This is a genomic window from Kitasatospora sp. NPDC043950, assembly GCF_056435345.1.
The window spans coordinates 15,298-30,709 of sequence record NZ_JBWKER010000077.1 but is presented as its reverse complement, the minus strand read 5'-3'; the positions used below and the strand labels follow the sequence as shown (position 1 = coordinate 30,709).

14 protein-coding genes are annotated in these 15,412 nt (G+C 74.1%); 7 read left to right on the top strand and 7 right to left on the bottom strand.

Annotation, left to right across the window (positions count from 1 at the left end; all coding sequences use genetic code 11):
- Nucleotides 1-255: 255 nt before the first annotated feature.
- The gene (locus tag AC07BF_RS34360) at nt 256-663 is read left to right on the top strand and encodes a YciI family protein (RefSeq protein ID WP_063351357.1); all 408 of its coding nucleotides are present in this window, start codon (nt 256-258) and stop codon (nt 661-663) included.
- 8 nt (nt 664-671) lie between these two features.
- Nucleotides 672-1,817, top strand: coding sequence for an RNA polymerase sigma factor (locus AC07BF_RS34355; protein ID WP_363628192.1), 1,146 nt, complete (start codon nt 672-674; stop codon nt 1,815-1,817).
- A gap of 125 nt (nt 1,818-1,942) precedes the next feature.
- Here the strand turns inward: AC07BF_RS34355 and AC07BF_RS34350 are convergent, their stop codons facing one another.
- The 5 genes from AC07BF_RS34350 to AC07BF_RS34330 form a co-directional block, all read right to left on the bottom strand.
- Nucleotides 1,943-3,253 (bottom strand): DUF58 domain-containing protein, encoded by a 1,311-nt coding sequence (locus AC07BF_RS34350; RefSeq protein ID WP_363587324.1) that lies wholly within the window; start codon nt 3,251-3,253, stop codon nt 1,943-1,945.
- A gap of 28 nt (nt 3,254-3,281) precedes the next feature.
- On the bottom strand, nt 3,282-4,202 hold the full coding sequence (locus tag AC07BF_RS34345; protein ID WP_363587370.1) for an AAA family ATPase: 921 nt from the start codon (nt 4,200-4,202) through the stop codon (nt 3,282-3,284).
- 101 nt (nt 4,203-4,303) lie between these two features.
- Nucleotides 4,304-5,536, bottom strand: a complete 1,233-nt coding sequence (locus AC07BF_RS34340) for a DUF4350 domain-containing protein (RefSeq protein WP_478334386.1) — start codon at nt 5,534-5,536, stop codon at nt 4,304-4,306.
- On the bottom strand, nt 5,533-6,192 hold the full coding sequence (locus tag AC07BF_RS34335) for a DUF4129 domain-containing protein (protein ID WP_363587328.1): 660 nt from the start codon (nt 6,190-6,192) through the stop codon (nt 5,533-5,535). Before AC07BF_RS34335 ends, AC07BF_RS34340 begins: the two co-directional genes overlap by 4 nt.
- A 5-nt stretch (nt 6,193-6,197) precedes the next feature.
- On the bottom strand, nt 6,198-7,373 hold the full coding sequence (locus tag AC07BF_RS34330; RefSeq protein ID WP_478334385.1) for a DUF7847 domain-containing protein: 1,176 nt from the start codon (nt 7,371-7,373) through the stop codon (nt 6,198-6,200).
- Nucleotides 7,374-7,661: 288 nt separating this feature from the next.
- Here AC07BF_RS34330 and mtrA point away from each other — a divergent pair, with 288 nt between their 5' ends.
- The 3 genes from mtrA to AC07BF_RS34315 all read left to right on the top strand — a co-directional run bounded on the left by mtrA (nt 7,662) and on the right by AC07BF_RS34315 (nt 12,286).
- Complete coding sequence (gene mtrA / locus AC07BF_RS34325; RefSeq protein WP_030247322.1) at nt 7,662-8,339, top strand: MtrAB system response regulator MtrA; 678 nt, start codon at nt 7,662-7,664, stop codon at nt 8,337-8,339.
- A gap of 70 nt (nt 8,340-8,409) precedes the next feature.
- On the top strand, nt 8,410-10,446 hold the full coding sequence (mtrB, locus tag AC07BF_RS34320) for an MtrAB system histidine kinase MtrB (protein ID WP_400331400.1): 2,037 nt from the start codon (nt 8,410-8,412) through the stop codon (nt 10,444-10,446).
- Entirely contained in the window at nt 10,421-12,286 is a 1,866-nt protein-coding gene (locus AC07BF_RS34315) for an LpqB family beta-propeller domain-containing protein (RefSeq protein ID WP_363587332.1), read from the top strand. Before mtrB ends, AC07BF_RS34315 begins: the two co-directional genes overlap by 26 nt.
- Nucleotides 12,287-12,347: 61 nt before the next feature.
- Here the strand turns inward: AC07BF_RS34315 and AC07BF_RS34310 are convergent, their stop codons facing one another.
- Nucleotides 12,348-13,067, bottom strand: a complete 720-nt coding sequence (locus AC07BF_RS34310; protein ID WP_363628092.1) for a ComF family protein — start codon at nt 13,065-13,067, stop codon at nt 12,348-12,350.
- Between the two features lie 370 nt (nt 13,068-13,437).
- Between AC07BF_RS34310 and hpf the strand changes: the two genes are divergently transcribed.
- Together hpf and AC07BF_RS34300 are read left to right on the top strand one after the other, a co-directional pair.
- Nucleotides 13,438-14,130, top strand: a complete 693-nt coding sequence (hpf, locus tag AC07BF_RS34305) for a ribosome hibernation-promoting factor, HPF/YfiA family (protein WP_363587336.1) — start codon at nt 13,438-13,440, stop codon at nt 14,128-14,130.
- A gap of 205 nt (nt 14,131-14,335) precedes the next feature.
- A complete protein-coding gene (locus AC07BF_RS34300; RefSeq protein WP_079135841.1) occupies nt 14,336-15,094 on the top strand; it encodes a response regulator in 759 nt (252 codons plus the stop codon).
- Between the two features lie 19 nt (nt 15,095-15,113).
- On the opposite strand, the gene AC07BF_RS34295 is transcribed toward AC07BF_RS34300, so the two are convergent.
- A complete protein-coding gene (locus AC07BF_RS34295; protein ID WP_478334384.1) occupies nt 15,114-15,287 on the bottom strand; it encodes a hypothetical protein in 174 nt (57 codons plus the stop codon).
- Nucleotides 15,288-15,412: the final 125 nt, after the last annotated feature.

Below are 15,412 nucleotides of genomic sequence, written 5' to 3'. Positions count from 1 at the left end.
CCTTACAGCGCCGATGGTACTGCAGGGGGGACCCTGTGGGAGAGTAGGACGCCGCCGAACAATCATTCACAGAGAACCCCCATCCGGGAAACCGGGTGGGGGTTTTTTTGCGTTTCCGGCCCACAGGAGCACCTCACCAGGGTCCCTCACGAAAGTTCAAAAAAGTTCGGCCGGCCATGTCGAGAACCCGTGGCTGGCTCCGTCCCCGGGGTGAACGCGGCCACAATGGGTCGCACCAGCACCGAGGAGAACATCATGGCCAAGTACCTGCTGCTCAAGCACTACCGAGGCGCCCCGGCTCCGGTCAACAACGTGCCCATGGACCGATGGACGCCCGAGGAGATCTCGGCGCACGTGCGGTACATGCAGGACTTCGCGGACCGGCTGGAGAAGACCGGCGAGTTCGTCGACGGCCAGGCGCTCGCTCCCGAGGGGACCTTCGTCCGGTACGACGGCGAGGGGCGCCCGCCGGTGACCGACGGCCCGTTCGCCGAGACCAAGGACTTGATCGCCGGCTGGATGGTGATCGACGTCGACAGCTACGAGCGCGCCGTCGAGCTGGCCGGGGAGCTGTCGGCCGCTCCCGGGGCGGGCGGGCGGCCGATCCACGAGTGGCTGGAGCTGCGTCCGTTCCTGGCCGCGCCGCCCACCGTCACCGAGTGACCTCGCCGGTGGACGGAGTCCTGCTCCGGAGTCTCGCGCCGAGCGTGCTCGGTATCCTCGTCCGCCGCGGAGCCGACTTCGCGGCGGCCGAGGACGCCGTGCAGGACGCGCTGGTCGAGGCGGTCCGCGTCTGGCCGGCCGGTCCGCCGCGGGACCCCAAGGGCTGGCTGGTCACCGTGGCCTGGCGCCGGTTCCTCGACGCGGCCCGGGCGGACGCGGCCCGCCGCCGGCGCGAGGACCGGGTCGACGGGGAACCGGAGCCGGGGCCCGCGTCCGCGGTGGACGACACGCTCCAGCTCTACTTCCTGTGCGCGCACCCGTCGTTGACGCCGTCGTCGGCGGTCGCGCTCACGTTGCGCGCCGTGGGCGGGCTGACCACCCGCCAGATCGCCCAGGCCTACCTGGTGCCCGAGGCGACCATGGCGCAGCGCATCAGCCGGGCCAAGCGGACCGTCTCGGGGGTGCGGTTCGACCGGCCCGGCGATGTCGCCACCGTGCTGCGCGTCCTCTACCTGGTCTTCAACGAGGGCTACTCCGGGGACGTCGACCTCGCCGCCGAGGCCATCCGGCTGACCCGGCAGCTCGCGGAGGTGATCGACCACCCCGAGGTGGCGGGGCTGCTCGCCCTGATGCTGCTCCACCATGCCCGGCGCGGGACCCGGACCGCGTCCGACGGGAGCCTGGTGCCGCTCGCCGAGCAGGACCGTGGCCGGTGGGACACCGGGTTGATCGCCGAGGGTGTCGGGATCCTGCAAGCGGCCCTGGGCCGCGACCGGCTGGGCGAGTTCCAGGCCCAGGCCGCCATCGCGGCCCTCCATGCCGACGCGCCCACCGCGGAGGAGACCGACTGGGTGCAGATCGTCGAGTGGTACGACGAGCTCGCCCGCCTGACCGAGAGCCCGGTCGTCCGGCTCAACCGCGCGGTGGCCGTCGGTGAGGCCGACGGGCCGCGCGCCGGGCTGGCGGCGCTCGGGGAGCTGGACGGTTCGCTGCCCCGCCACACGGCGGTGGCGGCGTACCTCCACGAGCGCGACGGTGATTTGGAGACGGCGGCCCGGCTGTATGCCGAGGCGGCCCACCAGGCCCCCAACCTCGCCGAGCGCGACCACCTCATGCGCCAGGCCGCCCGGCTGAACGCCCGTCGGCCTCGCTGACGGACCAGGCAGGAGGCGCGGCGTCACCACGGACTGCCCGTTGAAGGGACGGGACCGTACGACGTGACCAAGGAACGGGACCAAGGAACGGGACCAAGAGGCGGGACCGCCCGTACGGGCGAGGCTCAGAGGCGGCCGGCGGCCTTGAGCGCGAGGTAGGTGTCGGCGAGGGCGGGGGCGAGCTGGGCGGGGGAGGCGTCGAGGACGGTGACGCCGTGGCGCGTGAGGAGGTCGGCGGTGGCGCGGCGGTCGGCGCGGGTCTGTTCGGCGGCGGCGGCGCCGTAGACGGCTTCCAGGGTGCCGCGGCCGGCGGCGAGGGCGTCCAGGTGGGGGTCGGCGACGCAAGCCAGGACCACCTCGTGGCGCTTGGTGAGCAGCGGCAGCAGCGGGCGCAGGCCGTCTTCGACCGGGGCCGTGTCGAGGCCGGTGAGCAGGACGATCAGCGAGCGGTGCGGTGCCATCTTGAGGGCGGTGGAGACCAGTGAGCGCATGTCGGTCTCGTGCAGGGCCGGTTGGAGGGAGGCCATCGCGTTGGTGAAGGCCGGCAGGATCTCGCTGGGCGAGCTGCCGGCGACCGCGGCGCGCTTGCGGGCGTCGTGGGCGAGCAGGTCGACCCGGTCGCCGGCGCGGGTGGCGAGGGCGGTGAGCAGCAGGGCGGCGTCGAGGGCGGCGTCGAGGCGGGGCGCGTCGCCGACCCGGCCGGCGGAGGTGCGGCCGGTGTCGAGGACGACGAGGATGTGCCGGTCGCGTTCGGGGCGCCAGGTGCGGACGGCGACGGTGTTGCGGCGGGCGCTGGCCCGCCAGTCGATGGAGCGGACGTCGTCGCCGGGCAGGTACTCGCGCAGGGAGTCGAACTCGGTGCCCTGGCCGCGGGTCAGGACCGAGGTGCGGCCGTCGAGTTCGCGCAGCCGCGCGAGCCGGGAGGGCAGGTGCTTGCGGCTGTTGAACGGGGGCAGGGCTCGGACTGTCCAGGGCAGGTGGTGCGAGCCCTGGCGGCCGGCCAGGCCGAGCGGCCCGAGCGAACGGACCGTCACCCGTCGGGCGTGGTGGTCGCCGCGGCGGGTCGGGGTGAGCACGGTGACGGCCCGGCGCCGCTCGCCGGCGGGGACGTGCAGGGTGTGTCGGGAGGCGGCCTCGGCGGTGCCCGGCCGCCAGGCGGACGGGGCCCAGGCGTCGCGGATCCGGGCCCGGAGGGGCCGCCCGGAGGGGTTGGTGACGGTCAGTTCGACGGAGGCGGGTTCGCCGAGCCGGACGGTGGTGTCGCCGCCCCGGCCGAGTTCCAGACCGCGGACGGGGGCGGCGAGCACCAGGTCGATCGCGGCGGCGAGCAGCACGGCGCCGGTGACGAGGCCGATCCCGGCCCAGGACGGCAGCAACAGGCCCACGACGAGCGTGCCGAGCGCGGCGAGCAGGGCGGTTCGCCCGGTGAGGGCCATGCGGTGCGCTCCTTCGGGAACGGGCGGTTCAGCGGGGGGCGGGCGTCTGGGCGAGGACGGCCTGGATGACGGAGTCGGCGGTGACGCCCTCCATCTCGGCCTCGGCGCGCAGCGCGACGCGGTGCCGCAGGGTGGGCAGGGCCAGGGCCTTGACGTCGTCGGGGGTGACGTAGTCGCGGCCGGCGAGCCAGGCCCAGGCGCGGGAGGCGGCCAGCAGGGCGGTGGCACCGCGCGGCGAGACGCCGATGGACAGCGACGGGGACTGCCGGGTGGCCCGGCAGAGGTCGACGATGTACGCGAGGATCTCGGGGGAGACGGTCAGCTTGGCGATCTGCTCGCGGGCGGCGGCGAGGTGCGCGGGCCCGGCGACCGGGCGGACGCCGGCGGCGGCGAGGTCGCGGGGGTCGAAGCCGGCGGCGTGCCGGGACAGGACCTGGAACTCCTGGTCCCGGTCGGGCAGCGGCAGGACCAGCTTGAGCAGGAAGCGGTCCAGCTGGGCCTCGGGCAGCGGGTAGGTGCCCTCGTACTCGACCGGGTTCTGGGTCGCGGCGACCAGGAACGGGACGGGCAGCGCGCGCGGCACGCCGTCGACGGTGACCTGGTGCTCCTCCATGGCCTCCAGCAGGGCGGCCTGGGTCTTCGGCGGGGTGCGGTTGATCTCGTCGGCGAGCAGCAGGTTGGTGAAGACCGGGCCGGGCTGGAAGGAGAACTCGGCGGTCCGGGCGTCGTAGACGAGGGAGCCGGTGACGTCGCCGGGCATCAGGTCGGGGGTGAACTGGATGCGCTTGGTGTCCAGGTTGAGCGCGGTGGACAGGGTGCGGACCAGCAGGGTCTTGGCGACGCCGGGGACGCCCTCCAGCAGGACGTGGCCGCCGCAGAGCAGGGCGACGACGAGGCCGGTGACGGCGGCGTCCTGGCCGACCACGGCCTTGCCGATCTCGGCGCGCAGGGCGGTGAGTGCGGCGCGCGGGTCGGCGGCGGTGTCGGGGGTGCCCGGGGTGGCAGCCGCCGCGCCGGGGGTGCTGGACGGGGTGGCGGTGGCCTGTTCGGTCACGGGTTCCGTACCTGCCTTTCGAGGGCGTCGAGGTCGTCGGCGAGCCGCAGCAGTGCGGTGTCGTCGGTCGGGGGCGGGCCGAAGAGGAGGGCCCGGACGTCGCCGGCGGGCTGCTCGGGGAGGCGGTCGGCCACGGCCGCGCAGAGGGTGTCGGGGTCGGGCGCGCCGGCGTGGAGCGGGACGCCCAGGGCCGGGGCGAGGCGGTGCGCGGCGGCCCGGCGCAGGGCCTCGGCGGCGCGGCCGCGGGCCTTGGCGCGGCGGTAGAGCCGGGCGCGGCCCTCGGTGGTCTCGGCGGCGCGGACCACCACGGGCAGGTTCTCGCTGATCACGGGGCCGAGTCGGCGGCCGCGCCAGAGGGCGGTCAGGACGGCGGCGACGGCGAGCTGGTAGCCGGCCCAGCGCCAGCCGTCCGGGATGTAGTCGCCGAAGGTCTTGTCCCGGGTGCCCTGGGCGAGCGGGGTGCTGTAGTCGGGCAGGTGCCAGGTGAGGCGGGGCTGGGAGCCGAGCAGGCCGAGGGCGAGGGCGGCGTTGCCGTCCTTGGCGAGCTGCTCGTTGTGGAGGAAGGCGCCGGTGCCGAGCACGATGACGTCGCCGCCGGCGGTCGGGGCGCTGACCAGCGGGTAGCCGTGGCCGCGCGGGTAGCAGCCGGCGCCGCGGCTGCCGCTGGTGTAGAGCATTCCGCCGATCTCGGCGCTGCCGGCCCGCACGGCCTCGGTGAGCGGGCACTGTGCGGTGGTGCTGCGGACGGAGGCGTAGGAGGGCCCGCCGTCCTCGTCGGAGGGGCGGATGCCGGGGGCCAGGGCGCTGAGCGCGGCCGGACCGGGGGCGACGAGGACGAGCCGGCTGTGCCGGGCTGCGGCGACGGCGCGCAGTTCGGCGGGGCCGAGCAGGTCGGGCTCGGGCAGGACGAGGGTGTCGGCGCCGCCCGGGTGGCCGGTGAGGTCGGTGGTGAGGTCGGTCTTGAGGCCCTGGTGTTCGAGCAGCGCGAGGACGGCGTGGCTGCCGTCCTGGTCGTAGGAGCGCGGGTCGAGCGGCGGGTAGCGGCGGTCCTGGCCGAGGGCGGCCACGGCGGTGGCGCCGATCAGCAGGACGGCGAGGACGAGCAGGTACCAGCGGGCCCGGCGCCAGAGGCCGCGGCCGGTGGGGGCGAGGCTGGTCGTGGCCGGCCCGCCGGGGGCAGGGGTGGCGGGCGGCTGCGGCGCGGGCGGCGCGGGGGCGGTGCTGGTCATGCCGCTCCTCCCAGGGCCGGGCGGGCGCGTTCCAGGGTCCGGTCGAGCTCGCGCAGCAGCTGGTACGCGGCCTGGTCGGCGGTGCGCTCGCCGTAGGCGATGTCGTCGAAGGTGAGGGCGGCGGCGGCCAGGGCGGCGGCGTGGTCGGGCAGGGCCCGGCCGGCCTCGGTGGCGGCCTCGTCGGCGGTGCGGCCGGGGCGGACGTCGAGCAGGGTGCGTTCCTCCAGGGCCCGGACCAGGGCTCGCATCTGTGCGCGGACGGCCTCGTTCCAGTGCCCGGCGGCGGCGTGCCGTTCGGCGTCGGCCCGGTACTGGCCGGCGCCGCGCGGTCCTTCGACGCCGTAGACGTCGAGGACGGTGCGGGCCGCGCGCCGTGGCGCGCCGAGGCGCCACCAGAGGGCGGCACCGATCAGCAGGGCGACGATCAGGAAGAGCACCAGGCCGGTGGTGCCGCTGGTGCCGTTGCCGGAGATGCTGTCGAGCGCGTCGGTGATGTGGTCGTTGAGCCAGGTCATGACCCGTTCCAGGACGCTCGGGTCGTGCTTGTGGTACTCGGCGTTGAGCAGCTCGTCGCGGGCGGCGTCGCGGGCCGGGTCACGCGGGACGGTGACCGGGGCGCCGCCCGCGACGAGGAGCCTGTCCCCCCAGGTAGGCATCCGGGTCAGCGCCTCGCGGGGGGCCGGCCGGCCTGGTCGCCCCAGCCGGTGGCGCCGGACTCGGCGAGGCCGGCGGCGCGGGCGAGTTCGATGTCCAGGGCCTCGCGGCGGATCCGCTGGTCGACGTAGATGAGGACGCCGAGGGCGGCCCGGAAGGGGATGGTGAGGGTGGCGGCGATGATGCCGGCGATCGCGGTGGTGATCAGCATCGCGGTGGGCTCGTGGGCCGAGCTGAGGTCGACCTGGCGGTCGAGGTCGCTGAAGCCGAGGACGAGTCCGGCGAAGCGGAACGGGATCGCGATGACCATGGCGACGATGAAGGTCAGCACCTCGCCGAGCAGCGAGATGCCGAAGATGCGCCACCAGGAGCCCAGGGTCAGCCGCCGGGAGCGGGACAGCGCGGTCCGCACACCCTGCTTCTCCAGCATCAGGGCGGGGGCGGCCAGGCTGAACCGGATCCACAGCCAGAACCCGACCGGGATGGTCAGGATGCCGACGAGGAACAGCAGGGCCTCCGTCTCGGGGGCGCCCGCCGAGCCGGAGGCGTAGAAGTACCAGGGGCTGAAGCCGAGCAGCACCACACCGCCGGACATCAGGCCGGTGAGCAGGGTCAGCCCGAGCAGCTGCGGCAGCCGGCGGCGGGCGTCGCGCCAGGCGTCCCCGGCGTTCGCGGACTGCCCGAGGACGGCGCGGCTGACGACCATGGTGAGCAGCGCGGTGGCGACCACGCCGAGCAGCACCGTCAGCGGCATCGAGGCCAGCATGGTCGTCACCTGGGTGGCGGGGCCGGTCTTGCCCTTGACCAGCAGCTGGGCGGCGACGTTGCCTGCCTGCTCGACGACGGCGATGCCGAGGGAGAGGGCGAGGGTCGTCCGCCAGTGCTTGCGGATGGTGGCGACGGAGCCGTCGAGGAGTTCGCCGAGTCCGAGCGGGCGCAGCGGGATGACGCCGGGCTTGGGGCTCTGCGGAGCGCCCCAGCCGTAGGGGTGGTGGCCGCCCGGTGCGGGCCGGCTCCAGTCGGGCCGGGTCTGTTGACCGCTCCAGCCAGGGGCCGGGGCGGGGGCGCCCTGCGGTGGTGCCGACGGCCCGGGCACGGCGGCGGGCGCGTCGGCCGGGGGCCGGGCGTCGTCGCGGGGCGGCTCGGGCGAGCCGGGCGAGGCCCAGCCCGGAGTGTCGGTCATCACTGCTCCTCGGAGGGGCGTCACGGGCGCGGTTCCGGGCGGATCTTTCGCCCGCGCGCAGCGCCCATCGTGCCATGGGGTCTGGGAAGGCCCCATGGGTATCCGGCCGCTGATCGGAAACGGGGGCCTTCCGGTGGTCGGGCGGTGGGCCGCGGGCCGTTCGAAGACGTTCCAGCCGGGCACATTCGCCCGGTATGGCCGGAATTAACCGGTGGGGGGAGTTGGCCGTTGTGGAGCATTGGCACTGCTGTGCGGCAGGTCACAATCCGGTAATGAGAGGATGGACGCATGAAGGGACGCGTCCTCGTCGTTGATGACGACTCCGCACTGGCCGAGATGCTCGGTATCGTGCTGCGTGGTGAGGGTTTTGAGCCGTTTTTCGTCGCGGATGGGGACAGGGCGCTAGCTGCGTTCCGGGAGACCAAGCCCGACCTGGTCCTGCTCGACCTGATGCTGCCCGGTCGGGACGGTATCGACGTCTGCCGGCAGATCCGGGCGGAGTCCGGTATTCCGATCGTCATGCTGACCGCGAAGACCGACACGGTCGACGTCGTGGTGGGCCTGGAGTCGGGTGCCGACGACTACGTCACCAAGCCGTTCAAGCCCAAGGAGCTGGTGGCCCGGGTGCGTGCCCGGCTGCGCCGTGCCGAGGAGCCGACGCCCGAGCAGCTGACCATCGGCGACCTGGTGATCGACGTGGCCGGCCACTCGGTGAAGCGGGACGGCCGGGGCATCCCGCTGACCCCGCTGGAGTTCGACCTGCTGGTCGCGCTGGCCCGCAAGCCCTGGCAGGTGTTCACCCGTGAGGTGCTGCTGGAGCAGGTCTGGGGTTACCGGCACGCGGCGGACACCCGCCTGGTCAACGTCCACGTGCAGCGCCTGCGGTCCAAGATCGAGAAGGACCCGGAGCGCCCCGAGATCGTGGTGACCGTCCGTGGCGTCGGCTACAAGGCCGGACCCAGCTGACGTGACGCACCTGGCTGACGAAGCCCCGTCGGGTTCCGCGACCGACGGGGCCGACGCGGTTCGCGGGTCCGTGCTGAGTTCGACCACCCGCCGTCGGCGCCGGGCGGCCGCGTTCGCGCTGCTGACCCGTCAGCTGCGTCGGCCCGCGCGCCGGGTGACGGCGCTGTACCGCCGGTCGATCCAGCTGCGCGTGGTGGCGGTCTCGCTGCTCGCGTCCATCGCGGTCGTCCTGGTGCTCGGCGTGGTCGTGATGGCGCAGGTGCGCACCGGCCTGCTCGGCACCAAGATGGCGGCCGCCCGCGAGCAGGCCAGGATCGGGTTCCAGGCGGAACTGAAGAAGATCGACGAGGCGAAGGACCAGCGGCTGCGGGTCGGCGCCACGCCCGACCCCACCATCGAGGAGACCGGCACCTGGCTGCTGCGGCAGGTCAACGACCTGGCCGCGAGCGGGCAGACCGTCTACTCGGTGATCGCGATGGCCGCCGGCACCGACGCCATCGTCCCGGAGAACGGCTTCGCGCCGCGCTTCTCGGGCGACATCCTGCCCAGCAGCGTCCCCGACACCCTGCGGGACAGGGTCCACTCCGAGCCCGGCCAGATGTTCGACCAGCCGGCCCGGATCCACCGGGCCGACGAGCGGACCGAGCCCGGGCTGGCCCTCGGCATGCAGTTCACCGGCCCGGCCGGCAACAGCTACCAGATGTTCTACGTGTTCTCCTTCGGCCAGGAGACCGACACCCTCGACCTGATCACCGGCACCCTGGCGACCGCCGGCGTGTTCGTGGTGATCCTGATGGGCGGCATCGCCTGGGTCGTGGTGCGCCAGGTGGTCACCCCGGTCCGGATGGCCGCCGGCATCTCCGAGCGGCTCGCCGACGGGCACCTGGAAGAGCGGATGAAGGTCACCGGCACGGATGACATCGCCCGCCTCGGCGAGTCGTTCAACCGGATGGCCAATGCCCTCCAGGCCCAGATCCGCCAGTTGGAGGAGCTGTCCCGGGTGCAGCGGCGCTTCGTCTCGGACGTCTCGCACGAGCTGCGCACCCCGCTGACCACGGTCCGGATGGCCGCGGACCTCATCTACGACAGCCGCGAGGACCTGGACCCGATGGCGGCCCGCTCGGCGGAGCTGTTGCAGGGCCAGCTGGACCGCTTCGAGTCGCTGCTCGCCGACCTGCTGGAGATCAGCCGCTTCGACGCCGGCGCCGCGATCCTGGACGGCGAGCCGGTCGACCTGCGCGACATCGTCGCCCGGGTGGTGGAGGCCGCCGACCCGCTGGCCCAGGCCAAGGGCAGTGCGGTGGTGATCCGCGGCGACGGCGAGCCGGTCGTCGCCGAGGTGGACTCCCGCCGGATCGAGCGCATCCTGCGCAACCTGGTGGTCAACGCCCTGGAACACGGCGAGGGACGCGACGTGGTGGTGCGGCTGGGCTCGGCCGACGGCGCGGTCGCGGTCGGCGTGCGCGACTACGGCATCGGCCTCAAGCCGGGCGAGGCGTCCCGGGTGTTCCACCGCTTCTGGCGGGCCGACCCGTCCCGGGTGCGGACCACCGGCGGCACCGGCCTCGGCCTGTCCATCGCGGTCGAGGACGCGCACCTGCACGGCGGCTGGCTGCAGGCCTGGGGCGAGCCCGGCGGCGGCTCGCACTTCCGGCTCACCCTGCCGCGCACCCGGGGCGGCGAGATCAGCCGGGCGCCGTTCCGGCTGGAGCCGGAGGACTCCCGCAACAACCGGGGCCTGGGCACCTACGGCGTGCCGTACCGGCGGGCGATCAGCCCGCCCGGCGCGACCGCGATGACCGCGGCCGAGGAGCAGGCGGAGACGCCGGAGGGGCCCGTCAACGGCTTCGGCAGCGGGCTCGGCGGGGTGCTGAACATCGGCCCCGACCTGGGCAAGCGCCGGCTGCCCGAAGGGCCGCGCGCGGACCCCTCGGACGTCCGGACGGCGGGGAGCGGGTACGGTGCCACCGGCGCCCAGGTGATGGTGGACCCGACGCCCGGACGGCCGTCGGTGGCACAGCGGACGGCGGAGCCGGACGTGACGGATGGGACGGGCGGGACGGACCTGGAGGGGTCGCAGCGTGCGAAGGACGAGCAGCAGGACTGAGCCGCGGTTCACGGCGGTGGCCGGCGTGGTGCTCGGCGCCCTGGTGGCGAGCGGCTGCGCGGCCATGCCGGACTCCGGCGGCATCTCCCGGGTGGAGCTGTCGCAGGGGGCGGCCGACAAGAACCTGCAGGCCAAGGTCTACCCGGTGGCGCCGGCCAAGGGCGCCAAGCCGCGCGCCCTGCTGACCGGGTTCCTGGACGCGGTGACCGCAGACGAGGGGTACGAGACCGCGCGCCAGTACCTCACCGAGAACGCCTCCGCGCACTGGAACCCGGACGCCGGCATCCAGGTGCTCTCCGCCGCCACCCCGAACCTCCCGGCCGGCCAGGAGATCGCCGACACCGACACCAGCGTCTCCGCGACGGTGACCGGGTCGCTGATCGCCAGGATCGACGAGAAGCACTCGTACCTGGCCGAGGGGCAGCGGGACGTCTCGGCCGACTTCACCCTCGTCCGGGAGAAGGACGGCGAGTGGCGGATCGACAAGCTGCCGACCGGCGTGATCATGAACGAGACCAACTTCAACAACAGCTACCGCCAGGTCGACCGGTACTTCTACACCACGCCGGACCCGTCCTCGACCGTCACCGGGAGCGCCGGCCAGCAGGTCCTGATCCCCGACCCGATCTACCTGCGGCGCCGGACAGACCCGCTGACCGCCGCTGCCAAGGCCCTGGTCGCCGGGCCCTCGACCTGGCTCGCGCCGGTCGCCCGGACGTCCTTCCCGAGCGGCGTCAGCGTCGACCGGGTGAGCGTCGACGACGGCCGGATCGCCCACGTGCAGCTCGGCGGGGCGGACGTCAGCGAACCGGTGTCCTGCCGGCGGATGGCGACCCAGCTCTTCTACACCCTCGCCGACCAGGGCAAGGGACAGGTCGAACGGCTTGAACTCAAGGGCCAGCGGGGCAACTGCTTCGCCAGCCGCAACGACCTGCCGGCCACCGGCCCCGGCGCCCTGGCCGGGCCGCTGCCCGCGCAGCAGTACTACCAGCGCGCCGACAACGGCCTCCTGATGGTCACCGACGAGCAGCGCAACGGCGAGCCGGTGCGCGGCGTCCTCGGCAAGCCGCAGCCGGCCGGCAAGGCGCCGCTCGGCACCATGGCCGTCAACCGGGACGGCTCCCGGGCCGCCGCGATCAGCGGGGACGGCCACCAGCTCTACTCGGTGCCGCTGGCGGACAGCGCGGTGGCGCTGCCCGACCCGGTGCTCACCTCGCCGGTGAAGACCGCCGACAAGGAGGACGGCCTCGCCTCGCCCAGCTGGGACGGCCGAGGCGACCTCTGGGTGGTGGACCGCAACCCGCAGGGCCCGCGGGTGGTGATGGTCCGCGGCAACCGGACGTACCCCGTCGCGGTCGAGGGGCTGGACGGGCAGACCGTGCAGGCCCTGAAGATCTCCTCGGACGGCGCCCGGGCCGCCCTGGTGGTCAAGACCGCGGGCGTGCCCAGCCGCTCGCTGTACTTCGGCCTGGTGGTGCACGGCGGTACCCCGGAGGCGCCGACCGCGCGGATCACCGGCCTGCGCCGGGCGGCCCCCTCGCTCACCGACGTCGCCTCGGTCTCCTGGGCGGAGGCCGACCAGCTGCTGGTGCTCGGCAAGGAGGCCGACCGGATCAAGCAGCTGTACTACATCGGCACCGACGGCACGCAGAGCGCCGACACCACGCTGCAGGCCGAGAACATGCTCACCGTCTCGGCCTCCGAGTCCCGGGGCAACGTCCTGGCCCAGGCGCCGTCGGTGCTCGCGGCGGCCGGAGGCGCGATCTACCGGCTGATCGGCAGTCAGTGGCGCGAGGTCCAGTTGGCCGACAAGGCCGGGTCCTTCTTCTACGCGGGCTAGGAACCCGCCGATCACGCTCTGACGTTCCGATCCCTGACGCCATGTCGGGCCGCCCGGTGCCTCAGCCGGGCCGGTGCGCGGTGGCGGCGACCGCGGCGCCCGCCCGGGCGGGCAGTCCGGCGTCCGCCAGTGCCCGGGCCGCCTCGGCGAGGCTGGCACCGGTGGTCACCAGGTCGTCCACCAGGACCGGCTGACGGCCCAGCAGGTCGCGCCGGGCGCGCGGCAGCACGGTGAGCGCGCCGTGCAGGTTGCGGTGGCGCTCGGCCGCGCTCAGCCCGGCCTGGTCGGCGACCGGGCGGGCGTGCCGCAGCAGCGGCTCGGCCCGGGCGTCCAGGCCGCACCGGCGCAGCGAGCGGGCGGCGGCCCCGGCCAGCCGCAGCGTCGGGTCGTGGCCGCGGGCGCGGACGGCGGATCGGGCCGAGGGCATCGGGACCAGCAGCAGCGGCGCGGCGGCGGCACGCGGTCCCAGGGCGGAGCGGACGGCCCGGCCGAGCGCCTCGCCGAGCGGGCCCGCCAACCGCAGCGCGCCGCGCTCCTTGTGGGCGAGCAGCAACTGCCGGACGGAGTCGGCGTACGGGGCGGCGGCGTGCGCCCAGGGCAGCAGCGTGGGGCCGGGCCGGGTGGCGGCCAGCGCGTGCCGGCAGGCCGGGCAGAGCTGGGTGCGCTCGGCGCCGCAGCCGGCGCAGCGGGCCGGGACCAGGACGTCCAGCAGTCCGGCCAGTGCGTGGCCGAACGGCCCTTGGGCGGACGGCGGACGGGTGGGGGCGGGGGGTGGTGGCACGGCTGCTCCTGGCGACGGCAGGCACGGAGAGTGAGCAAAGGATGCGCCGTACGGGGGGTGTTGTCCAGGTATTTACCCGTGCTTCACTCGCAGGAGGGTAGACAGGGTCCAACAGCTTGACCGCCCGCCCGCAGTATCGGGTCATACCCGACTCCGCGCCTGGGGAGGCGAAAACCCCGTGTGAGGTGTTCGATAAAGCTCCAAGGGGTTTCAACCGTCCCTGGTGGGGAGGAAGTGAGGTGAGGGCCAGTCGTTTCCCGCCGCTGGCGGCGGGGGCGGGGGGCCGGCAGTGGATGGGCTGGTCCAGCTGGGTCTCAGTCCGGTCCGGTAGCACCCGGATCGGCGTCAGCACGAGGGATCGGAGTTCTGCGTGGACATCGTCGTCAAGGGCCGCAAGACCGAGGTGCCCAAGAGGTTCCGCGAGCACGTGGCCGAGAAGCTGGAGAAGGTCCAGAAGTTCGACGGCAAGGTGATCAGCCTCGACGTCGAGGTGTCCAAGGAGCACAACCCGCGGCAGGCCGACCGGTCCGAGCGGGTGGAGATCACTCTCCGTACCCGTGGGCCGGTGATCCGGGCCGAAGCCGCCGCCGCCGACCCGTACGCGGCGCTCGACCTGGCCTCGGCGAAGCTCGACGCCCAGCTGCGCAAGTCCGCGGACCGGCGCCGAGTGCACAAGGGCGGCAACGGCCGCACCCCCATCAGCGTCGCCGAGGCGACCGCGGCGCTGGCCGCGCTGCCGGACACGGCGGTGCGGGAGGGCGAGACCAACGGGGCCGTCCGCAAGACCATGATGGGATCCCTGGAAGTGGAGGGCGAAGGCCCGCTGGTGGTCCGGGAGAAGACCCACCCGGCCGCCCCCATGGCGCTGGACCAGGCGCTGTACGAGATGGAACTGGTCGGCCACGACTTCTACCTCTTCGTGGAGAAGGACAGCGGCCTGCCGAGCGTCGTCTACCGCCGTCACGGCTACCACTACGGCGTCATCCACCTGCAGACCGACGGGTCGGCCGGCGCGGGCGGCGGCGCGGGCGGGGCGATCGGCGAAAGCGACGACGAGGACTGACCGTCCGAAGACAATCCTGGAGGGGTGACCCCGGCGGCCGAGTCCGCCGGGGTCACCGGCGTTTCGGGGCAGGGCGGGTGGAGCGGGAGTCGAGGGCGGGCCCGGGAGGTCACCCGATGCGGAACGGCGGCGTCGGAGGGTGACAGCAACGGCCGCGCGGCGTGGAATGATTGGCGCACGACGACCCGCGAAGGGGGAGGAGCGGATGGGGGATCACTTCGGGCTGGGGCCCGCTACGGGGCCGGTCACCGGACTGTCACCGGGACCGGAGGAGGAACCCGCGTACGCGCCGCACCGGGGTGAGCCGATCCGCGTACTGGTGGTGGACGACCACGCGTTGTTCCGCCGGGGGCTGGAGATCGTGCTCGCGGAGGAGCCGGACATCAAGGTCGTCGGCGAGGCCGGCGACGGCGCCGAGGCCGTGTTGAAGGCTGCCGACCTGCTGCCGGACATCATCCTGATGGACGTCCGGATGCCGCGCCGCAGCGGGATCGAGGCCTGCACGGCGATCAAGGACGTGGCACCCAGCACCAAGATCATCATGTTGACGATAAGCGACGAGGAGGCCGACCTCTACGAGGCGATCAAGGCGGGCGCCACCGGTTACCTGCTGAAGGAGATCTCCACCGACGAGGTCGCCACCGCGATCCGCGCGGTCGCCGACGGGCAGTCCCAGATCAGCCCGTCGATGGCGTCCAAGCTGCTCACCGAGTTCAAGTCGATGATCCAGCGTCGCTCCGACGACCGGGACCTGGTGCCCGCACCCCGGCTCACCGACCGGGAGTTGGAGGTGCTCAAGCTGGTGGCGACCGGGATGAACAACCGGGAGATCGCCAAGGAGCTGTTCATCAGCGAGAACACCGTGAAGAACCACGTGCGCAACATCCTGGAGAAGCTCCAACTGCACTCCAGGATGGAGGCGGTGGTGTACGCGATGCGCGAGAAGATCCTCGAAATAGGGTGACCGTGGCTGCGCCCCGGCCCTAGCTCGCGAGGAGTTTCTCGAGGGCCGGGCGCAGCCGTTCGTCCGGCAGGGCCTCGACCCGGACGCCGTCGCAGCCCACCCAGGCGGCCGCCTCGCGCAGGGCCGCCGCCAGCGCCTCGACGTGCCGGGCGCCGTGCCCTCGGTCGCCGGCCAGCGAGACCTGACGGGCCACCAGGGTGCGCCCCTCCCGGGGGGGGGGGGGGGGGGGGGGGAGGGGGGGGGGGGGGGGGGGGGGGGGGGTGGGGGGGGGGGGGGGGGGTGTGTGGGGGGGGGGGGGGGGGGGGTGCGGGTATGGTT